Below are 15622 nucleotides of genomic sequence, written 5' to 3'. Positions count from 1 at the left end.
CTACACCCGCACCAGATAGGCGCTGTCGATCACGTCCAGATCGCGCACCGCCTGCAGTTGCCCGGCGCTGAGGCCCTCGTCCAGGGTCAGGGTGAACAGGGCCTCTCCGCCCCGCTGGGCGCGGCCCAGGGCCATCCCGGCGATGTTCACGCCCCAGGTGCCCAGCAGCGTGCTGAGCTGGGCCACCGCGCCCGGCTTGTCCTGGTTGCTGGCGATCAGGATGTAGCCTTCGGGTTCCAGCTCCACGCGGTAGTCGCGCAGGCGGGTCAGGCGCGGGCTCTTGCCGAAGACCGTGCCGCCCACCGTGCGGGTGCGGGCCCTGTCCGGCCCCTGGGTGGGTCCCTGGGTGCTGACCTTCACGATCACCTCGGTCTGGTAATCGGGGCTGTCGGTCTGTTCGCGCACCGCCAGATTCAGGCCGCGCTCCCTGGCCAGGGCGCGGGCGTTGATCATGTTGGGCCGCTCGTCGGTGCTGCCCGACAGGTAGCCCACCAGCACACCGGAGACCACCGGGGCCGGGTCCACCGGGAACTCACCCCGGAAGGTGATCTCGATGTCGTGCGCGCCGGGCAGCAGCTGCGCCTGAATGCGGCCCAGTTTCTCGCCCAGGTCCAGGTAGCCGCCCAGCGCCTCCAGGGTCTTGGGGTCCAGCGCCGGGGCATTGACCGCGCCCTTGCTCACGTCGCCGTGCAGGGCGGCCAGGACGCGTGAGACGATCTCGGCACCCACCCGTTCCTGGGCCTCGCGGGTGTTGGCCCCCAGGTGGGCGGTGATGCCCAGGTTGGGCGCCCCCAGGAAGATGTGATCGGCGGTGGGCGGCTCGTCCACGAACACGTCCACCCCGGCCCCGAACAGGTGCCCGCTGTGCAGGGCGTCCACCAGCGCCTGCTCCTCGATGATGCCGCCGCGCGCCGCGTTGACCACGATGGCGTCAGGTTTCATCAGCGCCAGTTCACGCGCGCCGATCATGCCGGTTGTTTCCTCGGTCAGGGGGGTGTGGACGGTCAGGAACTCCACCTGCTCCAGCAGCCCGTCCAGCGAGGCGGCGCGGGTCACGCCCAGGCGCTCGAATTTGCTGTCGGGAACGTAGGGATCGTAGGCCACCACGGTCATCCGCAGACCCTGGGCGCGGTCTGCCACCATGCTGCCGATGCGCCCCAGGCCGACGATGCCCAGCGTGCGGTCCTTGAGTTCCAGGCCCAGAAACTTGCGGTCCCACTCGCCCGCCCGCGTCTTGCGGTCCGAGCGGGTCAGGCCGCGTGCCGCCGCCATCAGGTGCATCACGGCCAGTTCCGCCGCCGAGACGTTGTTGCTTTCGGGGGCGTTCAGCACCAGCAGTCCGCGCAGGCTGGCGTACTCCAGATCGATGTTGTCCACGCCCACGCCGCCGCGCCCGATCACCTTCAGGCGCGGTCCGGCGGCGTCGATCAGTTCGCGGTCCACCTTGGTGCGGCTGCGGGTGATTAGGGCGTCGTACTCCGGCAGGCGGCGCAGGGTCTCGGCGCGGTCCATGTTGCCCTCGTAATCGATCTGGAAGCCGCCGTGGTCCAGATTGCCGGGGTTCATCTCGTCGCAGATCAGCACGCGCAGCACTTGCGGGGCCTGATCGGTGGGGGCAGGGGCAGGAGCGCTCATGTCCAGAGGGTAAGCCGCGCGGGGCGGCCGGGGGGCGGTTGATCTAGCCCGTCGTGCCGGAGATGGGGGCTGGACTGTGCTGAACGTCCCTGCCAGGGCCGCGCTCAGAGCGCGGCGTTCACCCGCAACGCCGCTGCCAGCAGGGGCGCGTACTCGCGGTCCGTGACCTCATAGACGCCCAGCGTCTCCAGATGCGGGTTCTGGATCTGGGCGTCCAGCAGAATGAATCCTCTGGCCCGCACGTATTCGGCCAGCCGGATCACGGCCACCTTGCTGGCATTCGTGACCCGGTGAAACTTGCTCTCGGCGATGAACGCGCCGCCCAGCGCCAGCCCCAGGACGCCGCCCGCCAGCTCACCGTCCCGCCAGACCTCGAAGGAGTGGGCCAGGCCGGTGTCGTGCAGGTGCCCGTAAAGTTCCGCCAGCTCCGGGCTGATCCACTCGCCGTCCCGCAGCGGTGCTCCGGCCAGACGGCCCCGGCAGCCCTCAATCACCTCGCCGAAGGCGGTGTCCACCCGGACCTCGAAACGCGGCAGCTCGCGGCGCAACCGCCGGGCAATGTGCAGGCCGGCGTCCTCGGTCAGCGGCACCAGGGCGCGGCCCGGCACGCTGTACCACTGCACGCCGTCCCCGTTGTCCATCAGGAAGGCACCGTCCGCATAGTTCTGCGCGACCTCGCGGGTCAGGGGGTCGGGGTGCCTCAGAAAGTGGGCGGCGGTGGGCATCTCAGCGCGGACAACGGGCCGGTGTGGCCCCAGCGGGTTTACCGGCCATACAGCACCGCCTGGGTGCAGCGGAACAGCGCCATCACCTTGCCTGCCGGGCCGCGCACCTCGGCGTCCCAGACCTGGGTGGTGCGTCCGGCGTGCACGCTTCTGGCCTCGCAGGTGATGGTGCCCTCACGCGCCGTGCCCAGATGGTTGCTCTTGAGTTCGATGGTGGTGAAACTGCTGGCCCCTTCCGGCAGCAGCACCCGCGTGCCGTAGCCGCAGGTCGTGTCGGCCAGCGCCACCACGCTCGCCGCATGCAGGAAGCCGTTGGGCGCCAGCAGCTCGTCGCGCAGGGTCAGCTCGGAGCGCACCAGTCCGTACTCAACGTGCGTGAACCGGATGCCGATCAGGCCGGGCAACTTGCCCTCGCCCTGTCGGTGCAGTTCGTCCAGTGTGGGGATGGGGCGCAGGGTGGGGTCAGCCATGTAGGTCAGGGTAGCAGCCCGGCGCCCCGGCTCTTTCGGCAGCGGGCCAGGGCCACAGTCCCGGGCTTATTTGGGCCACAGCCGGTCCACCCAGTTCGCCGGATTGGTGCCCTCGCCGCGCACGCGCATTTCAAGATGCAGGTGCGGCCCGGCGCTCAGACCCGTCGTGCCCACCTCGCCCACCTTCTGGCCGCGCTTGACGACCTCTCCGGGCTTGACGGCAATCTTGCTCTGGTGGAAGTACAGGCTGGTCACGCCCGCACCGTGGTTAATCACCACCAGACCGCCGCGCACCGGGTACTTGCCCGCCAGAATCACAGTGCCGTCGTTCACCGCCAGTACCCCCGTGCCCACCGGGGCGGGGTAGTCGGTGCCGAAGTGGTAGGCCACGTCACCGCCCGCCACGTAGGTGCGCGGCTGCCCAAAGCTGCTGCTCGTGGCCTTGCCCCTGGCCAGCGCCGGGGCGAAGGGACGGGTCCACACCTGGGGGGTCCGCAGTGCGTAGGCCCGGTCCACGGCGGCGTCCTCGGCAGCCTTGCCGGGGTCCTGCAACACGCCGCTGACGCGTGGGGGCAGGTTCAGGTGCTGGATGGCCTGGTCCAGACCCACCACTGGAATGCGCCCGCGAATCAGCTCGCCGCCCAGCGCCACCTCGTAGACCACGGGCGTCGTCTTGCCCAGCACCACGCGGCCCAGCACCACGTACTCGCCTGCCGCCCCGATGGGCTTCAATACCTCGCCCGGCATCCGCACGTCCTCGCCCACCTCGCTGGGAAAGCGCACGGTGGTCTGCCCGGCCCGCGCGCCGGAAAGCTGCACCACAAACGCCTCGCCCATCCGCAGGCTCTGCGGCACCCGCACGGTCACGCCCGCAATGCTGGAGGCGGCCGTGGGCGTCAGCTGCTCGGGGGGCAGCGGCGCGGGCAGGGGGGGCTTGCTGCTGGCCGGGGTGCTGGAGGTGGGGGCCACGCCAGGAATCCGCAATTGTTGCCCGATTTCCAGGGCTGTGCCCTTCAGGCTGTTCAGGCGGATGATGGAGTTGACGCTGGTGTTGTTGGCACGGGCAATCGAGTACAGCGTGTCACCCTTCTTCACGGTGTAGGCCCCCGCGACGCTGAACAGCAGGGAAAAGGCAAGCAGCACGGCGGCGCGGTCTTTCATGCCGGGCAGAATAAGGGGAACATGTGAGAATGCTGATATACCGGCGGTTGAAGGCTGGTGAAGGCTTTTTTCCAGGCCCATCCGCGCCCGGCCACATGCGAAGGTAGATCACAAAAAAGAAGCCGGCAGACTTGCCGACTTCTCCTTGTGGACCTGTGTTGCTGTCAGGTCAGAGGGGGGCGCACAGCGGCACGGTGGCCAGCGAGGCCGCCTCGTGGATGTTGATGTAAGTGGCCCCGCTGAGCGCGGCGGTGTTCTGCAGGCCCTTGAGGGTCAGGGCGCCGCTGGCGTCGCTCATCATGGCCTCGCCAATGGTGCCGCCCACCACGGCGCCGTTCGAGGTGCACGCGTCGCTGCTCGCGGTACCCATCTTGTGGTAGTGCGCCAGGTAGCTGGTGCTGGGCTTCAGGCCGGTGGCCGTCAGGGTGGTGGCGCGGTCGCCGTTGTTCAGGTCGATGTACTTGGCCGAGCCTGCCGAACTCTTGTAGGTCGCGTCGTTGGGCAGCATAGCCTTGAACGCGGCGGTCTTGCTGGTCCCAGTCACTTCGGGAGCCTTCTTGCTGTTGCAGGAAGCCAGGGCGAGGGTACCGATCAGGACCATCAGTGCAGCTTTCTTCATATGAAACCTCCTGGAATGATGTGGTGCGTCATCCAGCGTAGCATGTGTCCAGGCGCGGTTAAACCGTGTGAACGGCGTGTCCGGCAGCGCGCAGCGCGGTTTGTCTGCCTGCTTGGCACCTGGGATTGTTACTGTGGGTGCAGAGGGCTGCCTGTGCGGCCCACGGTGACTGCGCGTGCCTGCGCCTGCGGGTGCGCTAGCCTGCTGGGCAACACCATGATGCTTTCCCTTTCACGCCGCGCGGCGGCCCTGACCTTCACGCTCATTCTCGGAACGGGGCTGGGCGGCCTGGGCGGCGCGCAGGACACCGGCATTCCCGCCGTTCCTGTGCCGCCGCCCTCCGCAACGCCGCCGGAGCCGCCGTCCCCCGTGGTGCCGCCCACGGTGGTTCCACCGGCCGAGCCCGCGCCGCCCGCCCCGGCCCAGCCGCAGCCAGTCCAGCCTCAGCCGGAACCATCACAGCCTGCGCCGCCGTCGCCCACCACGCCCCCGGTGCTGATGCCCGGGCCGCTGGTGCCCGCGCCGCCGGTCAGAACGGTGCCTGCGCCCGCCGGGCCAGCGGTTCCTGTGCCGGTGACGGTCAATCCTGCGCCTGCGCTGCCCAGGGCGCCGGTCGGCAGCGGGGTGCGCGGGTTGTGGGTGGACGCCTTCGGGCCGGGCCTGAAGACGCGGGTGCAGGTCACGCAGATGGTGGAAGACGCCGCACGCATGGGGGTCAACACCCTGTTCGTGCAGGCCATCCGCCGCGCCGACTGCCTGTGTCTCAAGGCCAGTGTACCCAGGGCGACGGACCCCGATCTGGAAAAGGGCCTGGACCCGCTGGGGCTGGCGGTGCGGCTGGCCCACGCCCGCGGCATGCGGGTGATTGCCTGGATCAGCGTGACTGGTATGGCCAACACGGCCGCGCCCAACACCAACCCCGCGCACATCTCGCGCACGCACGGCCCGGATTCCGGCGCTGCGTCGTGGATGGCCCGCCGTGCGGACGGCAGCTGGCAGGAAGGCAACGACGGCTGGCTGGACCTGGGCATTCCCGAGGCCGCCGAGTACGCCATTCAGGGGGTGGTCAGTCTGGTCAAGAATTACGGCATCGACGGCGTGCAGCTGGACCGCATCCGGTACCCGGACGGCGACGTGTGGGGCTACGATCCCAAGGTGCTGGCCCGCTACCGTGCCGAGACGGGCCGCACCGGAACGCCCGGCATAAACGACACGGTGTGGCAGGACTGGAAACGGCAGCAGGTGACCAACGTTGTGCGGCGCATCGCGCTGGAGATCAAAGCGTTGCGCCCGGACGCCTGGATCACGGCGGCCACCATCACCTACGGGGCACCCCCCGCGCCCGGTGATCTGGCGGCCTTCCGGCGCACCCGCACCTACGGCGACGTGCTTCAGGACTGGCCCGCGTGGATGCAGAGCGGCCTGATCGACCTGAACGTCCTGATGAACTACAAGCGCGACGCGGTGGGCGAGCAGGGCCAGTGGTTCGACGGCTGGAATGCCTTTGCGCGCGGTGTGCCGGCCCGGATCGATGGCCTGAGCGCAGGCGTGGCCGCCGGCACCGCCATGTACCTGAACGGCGCTCCCGTGACCGCCGCGCAGGCTCAGCGCAGCGTGGGCGCGGGCCTGGGCTGGGTGGGCTACTCGTACCGCACGCCCACCCTGGAGGTCTACGGCGCAAAGCAGACCACCGCGCAGGGCCTGAACAGCCTTCAGAAGCTGCTGACCGCCCCTGGCGCGGCGCTGGCCTCGCCCTCACCGTGGAAGGAAAAGCCGCCCACCACGCGCGGGCTGATGGGCCGCATCACCGGAACCCCCGTTCCCGGCTTCCGGGTGGTGGAGGCGCTGCAGGGTGGGCAGGTGGTGGCGTACTCGCTGACCGACGGCGGCGGCTACTACGGCTTCGCGGCCCTGCCGCCCGGCAAGACCGAGGTGCGGGTCAGCGGCCAGCGCTGGGTGGACACCGTGCCCGAACGCGGCGTGGTGCGCCTGCCAGACCTGACCGTGCGTGACCTCAAGCCCGTGACCACGGCCCCCTTACCGGTCATGCCGGCCATCCTGACGCCTGCCAGACCCTGAACATCCCCTCGCCTGCGGACGGGTAAACTCGCGGCATGACCTCCACCGATTCAACCTCCGGCACGCAGCCGGGTGTCACGCCCCTGGAATTTCGCGAGACGCTGGGGCGCTTTGCCAGCGGCGTGACCGTGATCACTGCCAGCGACGGCGAGACCCGCCGGGGCATGACGGCCAGCGCCTTCGTGTCGGTCAGTCTGACGCCTCCGCTGATTCTGGTGTGCGTGGACCACCGCGCCCAGATGTACTCGCTGCTGTCCGAAGACCGCGTGACCCATTTCGGCGTCAATGTGCTGAGCAGCACCCAGAAACATCTCAGTGACCACTTCGCCGGACGCCCCGGCCCCGAGGAAGCCGTGCCGTGGTTCACCCACGAGGGCCTGCCCCTGATCGGGGGCAGCGTGGCGCAACTGGTCTGCCGCAAGCAGCAGGTCATCGAAGCCGGAGACCACACCCTGTACCTGGGCTTCGTGGAATACAGCCGCTACACCGACGACGATCCGCTGCTGTACTTCCGTGGGCAGTACCACGAGCTGGGGTAGGGCAGGGTGTGGGAGAGGCCCGCGCGCTGATTCCTGGCCAGGGTCAGGCTGGGCGGCCTGGCCCCGTCTTTTCCCGCGTCCGCAACACCATGGCCGACAGCCCACAACCCAAATAAAGACCTCCTTACCCACTGTGGGAAAGTGGTCAGCCGCAGTGGTCTAGACTTCCAGGCATGATTCGTCTCGCCATCCTCGCGGACCTGCACGCCAATCTGGCGGCCACGCTCGCGGTACATCAGGACGCGGCGCGGCGCGGGCTTACCGAGTTCTGGGTGCTGGGTGACGTGGTGGGCAAGGGCCCTCGCCCACGCGAGGTGCTGGACTGGACGCAGGCACACGCCAGCCGCGTGATCCAGGGCAACTGGGACGCCCGCGTCGCCGGAGCCAGCCACCGCCCCCAGGATCTGTGGCCGCGCAGCAAGCTGTCGCCCGAACAACTGGGCTACCTGGAAACCCTGCCCTACGGCATCGAGGAACAGTTCGGCGGCGCGTGGTGGCGGTTTGTCCACGCCAGCAGCCGGGGTCTGTTTCACCGCCTGTACCCGCACAGCAGCCTGTCAGACCAGATTGAGGCCTTCGCGCCCAACCCGCAGTTGGGGCTGACCCAGCACGCCGACGCGCTGGTCTACGCCGACATGCACGAGGCCCTGCTGCTGGACGTGGAGGGCCGCCCGCTGATCAACTGCGGGTCGGTGGGCAACCCGCTGGACAGCACGCTGCCGTGTTACCTGATTCTGGAATTCGAGGAGAACGGCCCCGGCTACAGTGCCACCTACGTCCGCCTGACCTACAACCGCGACGAGGAAATCTGCGCTGCCGAGGCCAGCGGCATGCCGTTTACCCGTGAGTACATTACCGAACTGCTGACCGGGGCCTTTCAGAAGCGGCGGGCGCGCACTGGGGAGGTCTAGGGAAGGCTGGGCAGAGAGACCTGTCGAGGAAGCTTGGAGCAAAAAGGCCCCCCGCCCCGGTGGGAGGGAAGCCGCAAAAAGCGTGCTCAGTCCGCCAGATCACTGGTGGACGCACCGATCACCGGAATGCTCAGGGTGGCCAGCGTCTGCCCGCCAGCCCTCACGTTGAGGGTGGCGGTCTCGTTGACGGCAACGCCGGTGTCCGCGCGGCTGACCGTGACATGCAGCAGCGCCATGTCGCCGACCTGGGTCACGCCGGTCAGGGTGATGGTGGTGCCGGCGGCCAGCGTTCCGGCGTCCACGCTCAGGTCGCCGGGAATGCTGCCGCCCAGCACAGACACCGGAACCTGCAGCGACATCCACGCGCTCTCGGTAAATAGCGAGGGGTAGCTGAGGTCACCGCTGCCGTCGCTGGCGGTCACCCGGACGGCGGCGGGGCCGGCAACGGCGAAGGCGGTGGTCAGGGTGGCGGGGGCGAGGCTCAGGGTCAGGCCGAGTGCGGCGGACAGCAACGTTTTCTTCATGGGGGTCTCCTGGCGGCGGGTTCGGCGCGGTGGCCTCTTCTTTCCGTCCTGTGCCCAGTGTGGGCGAGGCGTGTGCAGGGCAGATTCAGGACGGGTGCAGGCTGTGCAAATGTGCGTGGACGACACAGATGCCCTCTGGCACGGTGGCGCAACCATTACTGGTGCGGAATGTGCAGAATGGACGAAGGCGGCCCGCGCTCCACGCGCTAGCCTGCCCGCATGGCCGAGACCAGCCTGGGCGTTCTGAGCGCCATGATCACGCCCGCCGTCCTGATCAGCGGCGCCGGCACGCTGCTGATGAGCACCAGCATGCGGGTGGGGCGGGCCACCGACCGGGTGCGCCACCTGACGGCCCGCTTCCGGTTTCTGGTGTCGGCGGAGGGCCAGCAGGAGCCCCGCGCCCGCCAGGAAAAACAGATGATTGTGCGGCAGTTGCCGCGTCTGGCGCGGCGTACCCGGCTGCTGGTGCGGGCCATGACGGCGCTGTACGTGGCGGTGGCCCTGCTGGTGCTGACCAGCATCCTGATCGGCGGCGCGTCCCTGCTGGGCGAGCTATCCGGCGTGCTGCCGGTGCTGCTGGCGGTGGCCGGCTCGGCCTCGCTGGCCTACGCGGCCCTGCTGCTCAGCTTCGAGACCCGCCTGAGCGCGCGCACCACCCGCGAGGAGATGGACTTTCTGGTGGGACTGGGCGAACACTATTCGGCCCTCTACGACGACACCTACCCCGATCTGGACTCGGACGCGGGCACGGCGCCCGTGCCTGTGTCCCCGGCCTCAAAGCCGCGCCTCTAGTGTGAGGTGAAACCCCGTCCTGGCCGCCTTTCTTACCGTTCGGTCGGGGACGCCTGCCCCGCCGCTGGGCGGTATGCTGCCCGGTGTGAGTGTGTTGCCCGTCTTTCTGAACCTGGGTGGTGAGCGGGCTGTGGTGGTCGGCGGCGGTGCGGTGGCCCTGCGCCGCGCCCGGACCCTGCTGGACGCCGGAATGGCGGTCACCGTGATCGCCCCCGAGATTCACGCGGACCTGCTGGCCCTGCCGGTGACGTGTGAGCGCCGCGGCTACCGGGACGGCGACCTGACGGGTGCGCGGGTGGTTGTGGCGGCGACGGATCAGGCCGAGGTCAATGGCGTTGTGGCCGCCGCTGCCCGGCAGGCCGGCGCCCTGGTCAACCACGCGGGCGAGGCGGGGCAGGGCAACCTGCACTTCGCGGCGACGGCGCAGCGTGCGGGCGTGCAGGTGGCCGTGAGCAGCGGGCGCGAACTGCCGCTGCTGGCCCAGGCCCTGGCCCGCCGCATCGCCGCCCTGCTGCCCGCAGAAGCGCAGATTGACGGCTGGATTGCGGCCCGCGAGCACGCGCTGACGCTGGACCCGCCGGGCCGCGAGGCCGCCCTGCAGGGCCTGAAAACCGACATCCACGCCGCGCTGGGGGGGCCGGCATGACGCTGGCGTGTCCCACCGCCCGGCAGTTCGTGGCCCGCTCGCCGCTGCCCGCGCCTGACCCACTGGATTTTGTGGTGGTGGGTCTCAACCACCACAGCGCCCCGGTGGAGGTCCGCGAACGCGCCGCCGTGCGGGCCGGCGAGGAGGACGCGCTGCTGGCGCACCTGTCGCGCCACGCCCGCGAGGTCATGCTGCTGGCGACCTGCAACCGCACCGAGGTCTACCTGGCCGGGCTGAGCGGCGACCCGCTCTCGGCGTTCCAGGGGGCCTGGGGCCACGCGCTCGAAGACCACCTGTACAGCCATTCCGGCGAGGAAGCCGTGACCCACCTGTACCGCGTCGCGTCCGGGCTGGACAGTCTGGTGATCGGCGAGACCCAGATCCAGGGTCAGGTCAAGCGCGCGTGGCAGGCGGCCAACGCCCGTGGCCTCAGCGGCCCGCTGCTGAACAAGATCGCCCAGGGGGCGCTGGCTGCCGGCAAGCGGGTGCGGACCGAGACGGGCCTCAGCGACAGCGTGGTCAGTGTGTCCAGCGCCGCCGTCGAACTGGCCGAGCTGGCACTGGGCGGGCTGGCGGGGCGGACCGCCCTGATCATCGGCGCGGGCGAGACCGCCGAACTGACCCTGACCCACCTGCGCGCCGCCGGGATTGAGGACGTGATTGTGGTCAACCGCACCGCCGAACGCGCCCGTCAGCTGGCCGCCAGACTGGGAGGCCGCGTCTGCGCCGCCGAGTTCCTGCACGAGGCGCTGCCGGAGGCCGATGTGGTGATCGCTTCCAGCGCCGCGCCGCATTACGTCCTGAACGGCGAGGCCGTGGCGGCGGCCCTGGCGGCACGCGGAAGCGGGGACCGTCCCATGTTCTTCATCGACATCAGCGTGCCGCGCATTCTGGACCCGGACATTGCCGCCGTGCGGGGGGCGCACCTGCTGAATCTGGATGACCTGACTGCCGTGGTCCACCACAACCTGCAGGGCCGCCGCGCCGCGCTGCCGCAGGCCGGGGCCATCATCCGCGAGGCCGCCTCGGACCTGAGCCGCTGGCACCTGACCCGCACGGCCCAGCAGACGCTGCAGGGACGCGGCGCACCGCGCGAACTGGCGGTGGCCAGCGACTGAGCGGCGCGGCCCCGCTGTTGGCCCCCCTTCCCCCATTCCCGGCCACCCGATTCCCGTACCCTGAGCCCCATGTGGACTCTTCTTCCTTCTGGCGGCCTGCGCGTGACCGGCGCAGACCGGGTGGATTTCGTGCAGGGGCAGATGACTGGCGATCTGCGCGGCGCGGCGACCCCCGGCGTGGTGGCCTGTGCTTTCCTGAACGTGCGCGGCCAGATCGAGCAGTTTGCGCGGGCCTACAAACGCGCTGACGACGTGTACCTGCACCTCGACGCCGGTCAGGCTGCGCCGCTGATGGCCCGCCTGGGGCGTTACATCATCTTCGATCAGGTGGAGGTGCAGGACGTGTCCGACACCCTCGGCACGGTGCATGTCTGGGCGGCGGGCGTGCCCGGCTGGAACGCGGACGGCCCCGACGCGCAGAGCTTTGAGCTGGGCGGCGGTACCGTGCTGGCGGGCCGCGTGAACCGCAGCGGGACGCCGGGCGTGGACCTGCACTACCTGACCCACCACGAGGCCGAGGTGCTGGCCGCGCTGGAGGGAGAAGAGGTGCCGCTGGAGACGCTGGACGCCGCCCGCATCCGTGCCGGGATGCCCGACATTACCCGCGACGGCTTTCTCGGCGTGCTGCCGCAGGAGGTCGGGCTGGACGTGGGCGGTCCGCTGCCCGCCATCAGCTACCGCAAGGGCTGCTACGTGGGCCAGGAAATCATGGCCCGCCTGGAGGCGCGGGGGCAGACCCGCTACCACCTTGCCCGGCTGGCGGGGGACGGCTGGCCGGTGGGCGCGGACGTAACCCACGCCGGGAAAGTGGTGGGTCAGGCAGGCCTGAACGTGGGTGGCCTGGGGCTGGCCCGCCTGCGCAAGGACCTGCCAGAGGACGCCGAGGTTCAGGTGGCCGGGTTCCCGGCCCGCGTGCAGACCCTGGCCGCCCGCAGCTGAAGTCCATGCTCGACACCTTCGTGCGCGACATGCGCTCGGACCGCGCTGGACTGATCCGCGCTGCCCGACGCGCCTACCTGCTGGGGCTGCTGGCCCTGACGCTGCCGGGGGTGGTGCTGGGGGGAGTGTTGCTGCTGACCCGGCCCCTCCCGGTTCCGCTGGCCGCCGTGCTGGCGCTGCTGCTGCTGGCCCTGGCCCTGGCTCTGGTGGCGCTGCGACTGGCCCGCACCGCCGCTACCAATGCCGAGCTGCCTGCCCGGCAGGCGGCCCTGGCAGGCGCGATTCAGGCGGCCACCGCGCCGGGGGTGCCGCTGTTACTGGCCTGCGCCACCCTGTCGCAGTGGCTTGTCATGGGCCTGTTTCTGCTGCTGGCCGCGGTGATGCACGCCGTGGTCTGGACGCAACTGCCCGGCTGGGTGCGGGAGCCGGAGGCGGTGGATTGAGGGCTGCGCGGTTGGTCTCGGGCCACCGCCCAGAGGGGGAAACGGCTGACCTTCTCCTCTGCGCTGCTCCATACATCCAGGAGCAGAGGCCACGCAAAGCGGCCCAACACCTGCCCCCGACTTGCTACCCTGATCCATGAACCCAGACATCATCGTGGTGGGTGCGGGCCTGGCGGGATTGACGGCGGCCCGGCGGCTCACGCAGGCGGGCCGGCAGGTGCGGGTGCTGGAGGCCCGGGGGCGCGTCGGCGGGCGCACCCACACGCTGCGGCTACCGCAAACCGGCTTGAGCGTGGACGTGGGTGGGCAGTGGGTCGGCCCCAACCAGCCGCACGTGATGGCCCTGATCCACGAGCTGGGGCTGGAGGTGTACCCCACCCACGACGAGGGCCAGAATCTGGCGCTGATCGGCGGCAAGGTGCTGCATTACCGGGGCCTGATTCCGCCGCTGCCCCCGCTGGTGCTGGCTGATTACGCTCTGCTGTCGCACAGGTTCGAGGCGCTGGCCCGCACCATTCCGCTGGACGCGCCCTGGACCGCCCCGAACGCCGCCGAACTGGACGCGCAGACCTTCGAGACCTGGATTCAAAAGAATGCCCGCCGCCCGCAGACCCGCGCCCTGATGCGCCTGTACGCCGGTGGGGTGTTCAGCGCCTCACCCGCCGAGATGAGCCTGTTGCACGCCCTGACCTACACCGCGCACGGCGGCGGCATCAACGGCCACACCCTGACGCGCGGCCACGCCCTGCAGGACCGGGTGCTGGGCGGCGCGGGCAGCATCTCGCAGCGGCTGGCCGACAGTCTGGAAGACGTGCGGCTCAACAGCGCTGTCCTGCGGGCAGAGCAGGATGATGCGGGCGTCACGCTGCATACCTCCGCCGGGACACACCGCGCCGCGCACGTCGTCTTTGCCGTGCCGCCCACCCTGCTCTCTGGCCTGCCTTTCGAGCCGCCGCTGCCGGCCCGCCGCGCACAATTGCAGCAGCGGCTGCCGATGGGCGCGGTCATCAAGTTCATGGCGGTCTACGAACGTCCCTTCTGGCGCGAGGCGGGCCTGAGCGGCATGGCGATCAGCGACAGCGGCCCCGTGGCGGTCACCCTGGACAATAGCCCCCCACAGGGCCACCCCGGCGTGTTGCTGGGCTTTATCGAGGGCGACGAGGCCCGTGAACTGATGGACGCCGACGAGGACGAACGCCGCACCGCCGCCCTGAACAGCCTGGGCCGCCTGTTCGGGGATGAGGCGCTGTGGCCCATCGAGACCGTGCAGCGTGACTGGACCACCGAACCGTTCAGCGGCGGCTGTTACGGAGCGCTGTTTGGTCCCGGCGTGTGGACCGGCTACGGCGAGGCCCTGCGTGCCCCGGTGGGCCGCATCCACTGGGCCGGCGCGGAAACGGCCCGCGTGTGGATGAATTACATGAGCGGCGCCATCGAGAGTGGCGAGCGCGTGGCGGCAGAACTGCTTGCGGCGCGGGGCTAGCCCAGCATGCTGACGATCTGCAGGGCGGCCTCCTGCGGGTTCAGTCCGGTGGCATTCAGCGTGCTGCCGGGCCAGTGTGCCGTCTTCTGCCCGAGCCAGCGTTCCCAGTGCATTTCCGGCCACCCACCCCCGGTGAGTACGTCCGGCTGCCAGTCCGCAAAAGCCTGATGGGCGCGCAGCCACGCCGCCCAGTTCAGCGTGTCCTGGGTGGCGTTAGCGCTGCCACGCTGGCGCAGGCGGCGGATGCGCTCCACATCGTCCACGTCCAGCAGCAGATGACGCAGGCCGGGCAAGGCGGGGGCTGAGGGCGCGGCCAGGATCTCGCCCAGCGGACACGGCCCCAGCAGGCCGAAGTGGCCGTCCGTCTCCAGCGCGGCCCTGAGCCAGTGTTCAGTCTGGCGCTGGCGTTCCGCCTTGCCGCCGTCCGCCCAGCGCTCGTTGAAACTGTGCCAGCGTACGTCTGGCCGCAGCTGACGCAGGCGCGGCAGCACCGTGGACTTGCCTGCGCCGGAGGCCCCGCCAATGACGTAGAACATGGGTCAAGCATAGGCCGGTGGCCCAATCACTGCGATTGGGCAAGGGTTCATTCAGCCCAGGGTCTGCAGTTCTTCCAGCCCCACCAGAAATTCCCGCGCAGCGAATTCCTCTCCGTCGAAAGCCGTATCCCTCGCTGCCTCTGCCCCGGCAAAGTCGTACAGCGTGCGGTCCAGCAGGTGGCTGGGGGTCACGCGGCCCAGCGACCGCAATATGTTGTTCAGGCGGCCTGGATGCTCGCGCTCCCACGTGGCCAGCATCTCGCCCACCACCACGCGCTGAAGGTTGGGCTGCGAGCCGCATAGGGTACACGGGATGATCGGAAAGGCGCGGACGTCGGCGTAGCGCTGAATCTCTGCCTCGGGCACGTAGGCCAGTGGGCGGATCACGACGTTGCTGCCGTCGTCGCTGGTCAGGCGGGGGGCCATGGCCTTCAGGCGGGCGCCGAAGAACATGTTCATGAACAGCGTTTCCAGCAGGTCCTCGCGGTGGTGGCCCAGCGCAACCTTTGTGGCTCCCAGACGGCGGGCGTGCGCGTACAGGTGGCCCCGGCGCAGGCGGCTGCACAGCGTGCAGGTGGTCTGTCCGGGCGCGGTTTTGGCGGTCACGGTGCTGTAGGTGTCGCGCTCCAGAATACTGAATTCCACGCCCAGCGCCGTCAGGTAATCGGGCAGGACGTGTTTCGGGAAGCCCGGCTGCCCCTGGTCCAGATTGACTGCGACCAGCCCGAACCCGATGGGCGCACGTTTCTGAAAATGCAGCAGCACGTCGAGCAGTGTGTAGCTGTCCTTGCCGCCGCTGAGGCAGACCATCACGCGGTCGCCATCCTCGATCATGGAGAAGTCGGCGATGGCCCGCGCCGCCCCCCGGACGATGGGCCTGAACAGGTTGGTGGGCGGGGCGGTGGAGGGCAGGTGGCTCATGGCGTGTGCCGCATGGTAGCGCCCGCCTCCGCCTTATGGCGGACGCCTGTCGGCGGGGCGGGGCTGGGGCCAGAATGCGCC

At 69.9% G+C, this 15622-nt stretch carries 17 protein-coding genes; 9 read left to right on the top strand and 8 right to left on the bottom strand.

All coding sequences use genetic code 11. From position 1 onward, the window contains the following. From serA to IEY31_RS05480, 5 genes are all read right to left on the bottom strand, one after another. Complete coding sequence (gene serA / locus IEY31_RS05500) at positions 1-1635, bottom strand: phosphoglycerate dehydrogenase (protein WP_188969789.1); 1635 nt, start codon at positions 1633-1635, stop codon at positions 1-3. Positions 1636-1739: 104 nt separating this feature from the next. Continuing rightward, positions 1740-2360 (bottom strand): leucyl/phenylalanyl-tRNA--protein transferase, encoded by a 621-nt coding sequence (gene aat, locus IEY31_RS05495; RefSeq protein ID WP_188969787.1) that lies wholly within the window; start codon positions 2358-2360, stop codon positions 1740-1742. A gap of 38 nt (positions 2361-2398) precedes the next feature. Further along, positions 2399-2830, bottom strand: coding sequence for a PaaI family thioesterase (locus tag IEY31_RS05490; protein ID WP_188969786.1), 432 nt, complete (start codon positions 2828-2830; stop codon positions 2399-2401). A gap of 66 nt (positions 2831-2896) precedes the next feature. Then, complete coding sequence (locus IEY31_RS05485) at positions 2897-3991, bottom strand: peptidoglycan DD-metalloendopeptidase family protein (protein WP_188969784.1); 1095 nt, start codon at positions 3989-3991, stop codon at positions 2897-2899. Positions 3992-4160: 169 nt separating this feature from the next. After that, positions 4161-4610, bottom strand: coding sequence for a hypothetical protein (locus IEY31_RS05480; protein WP_188969782.1), 450 nt, complete (start codon positions 4608-4610; stop codon positions 4161-4163). Between the two features lie 216 nt (positions 4611-4826). Here IEY31_RS05480 and IEY31_RS05475 point away from each other — a divergent pair, with 216 nt between their 5' ends. From IEY31_RS05475 to IEY31_RS05465, 3 genes are all read left to right on the top strand, one after another. Continuing rightward, positions 4827-6689: a glycoside hydrolase family 10 protein gene (locus IEY31_RS05475; RefSeq protein WP_229723340.1), complete on the top strand. Its 1863-nt coding sequence runs from the start codon at positions 4827-4829 to the stop codon at positions 6687-6689. Between the two features lie 35 nt (positions 6690-6724). Then, on the top strand, positions 6725-7228 hold the full coding sequence (locus IEY31_RS05470; protein WP_188969780.1) for a flavin reductase family protein: 504 nt from the start codon (positions 6725-6727) through the stop codon (positions 7226-7228). A gap of 173 nt (positions 7229-7401) precedes the next feature. Next, positions 7402-8139, top strand: a complete 738-nt coding sequence (locus IEY31_RS05465; RefSeq protein WP_188969778.1) for a metallophosphoesterase family protein — start codon at positions 7402-7404, stop codon at positions 8137-8139. Between the two features lie 86 nt (positions 8140-8225). Here the strand turns inward: IEY31_RS05465 and IEY31_RS05460 are convergent, their stop codons facing one another. Beyond that, positions 8226-8663 carry a hypothetical protein gene (locus IEY31_RS05460; protein ID WP_188969776.1) on the bottom strand — a complete coding sequence of 146 codons (438 nt, stop codon included), beginning with the start codon at positions 8661-8663 and terminating at the stop codon, positions 8226-8228. Positions 8664-8882: 219 nt separating this feature from the next. On the opposite strand from IEY31_RS05460, the gene IEY31_RS05455 reads away from it, so the two are divergent. The 6 genes from IEY31_RS05455 (at position 8883) to IEY31_RS05430 (ending at position 14084) form a co-directional block, all read left to right on the top strand. Next, entirely contained in the window at positions 8883-9455 is a 573-nt protein-coding gene (locus IEY31_RS05455) for a DUF2721 domain-containing protein (RefSeq protein ID WP_188969774.1), read from the top strand. 85 nt (positions 9456-9540) lie between these two features. Beyond that, positions 9541-10101 carry a precorrin-2 dehydrogenase/sirohydrochlorin ferrochelatase family protein gene (locus tag IEY31_RS05450; RefSeq protein WP_229723339.1) on the top strand — a complete coding sequence of 187 codons (561 nt, stop codon included), beginning with the start codon at positions 9541-9543 and terminating at the stop codon, positions 10099-10101. After that, positions 10098-11219 (top strand): glutamyl-tRNA reductase, encoded by a 1122-nt coding sequence (gene hemA, locus IEY31_RS05445; protein ID WP_188969770.1) that lies wholly within the window; start codon positions 10098-10100, stop codon positions 11217-11219. The genes IEY31_RS05450 and hemA overlap by 4 nt, the downstream gene beginning before the upstream one ends. 69 nt (positions 11220-11288) lie before the next feature. Beyond that, positions 11289-12158: a CAF17-like 4Fe-4S cluster assembly/insertion protein YgfZ gene (gene ygfZ, locus IEY31_RS05440; RefSeq protein ID WP_188969768.1), complete on the top strand. Its 870-nt coding sequence runs from the start codon at positions 11289-11291 to the stop codon at positions 12156-12158. A gap of 5 nt (positions 12159-12163) precedes the next feature. Beyond that, positions 12164-12601, top strand: coding sequence for a hypothetical protein (locus tag IEY31_RS05435; protein ID WP_188969766.1), 438 nt, complete (start codon positions 12164-12166; stop codon positions 12599-12601). A 136-nt stretch (positions 12602-12737) separates the two neighbouring features. Beyond that, entirely contained in the window at positions 12738-14084 is a 1347-nt protein-coding gene (locus IEY31_RS05430) for a flavin monoamine oxidase family protein (protein WP_188969764.1), read from the top strand. Here IEY31_RS05430 and IEY31_RS05425 read toward each other — a convergent pair. Together IEY31_RS05425 and ttcA are read right to left on the bottom strand one after the other, a co-directional pair. After that, the gene (locus tag IEY31_RS05425; protein ID WP_188969762.1) at positions 14081-14620 is read right to left on the bottom strand and encodes a hypothetical protein; all 540 of its coding nucleotides are present in this window, start codon (positions 14618-14620) and stop codon (positions 14081-14083) included. The genes IEY31_RS05430 and IEY31_RS05425 overlap by 4 nt on opposite strands. Before the next feature lie 51 nt (positions 14621-14671). Next, positions 14672-15541, bottom strand: a complete 870-nt coding sequence (gene ttcA, locus IEY31_RS05420; protein ID WP_188969760.1) for a tRNA 2-thiocytidine(32) synthetase TtcA — start codon at positions 15539-15541, stop codon at positions 14672-14674. Positions 15542-15622 lie beyond the last annotated feature (81 nt).

It is taken from the genome of Deinococcus aerolatus (assembly GCF_014647055.1).
GTDB lineage: Bacteria > Deinococcota > Deinococci > Deinococcales > Deinococcaceae > Deinococcus > Deinococcus aerolatus.
This window is presented reverse-complemented; position numbering and strand designations above follow the sequence as displayed.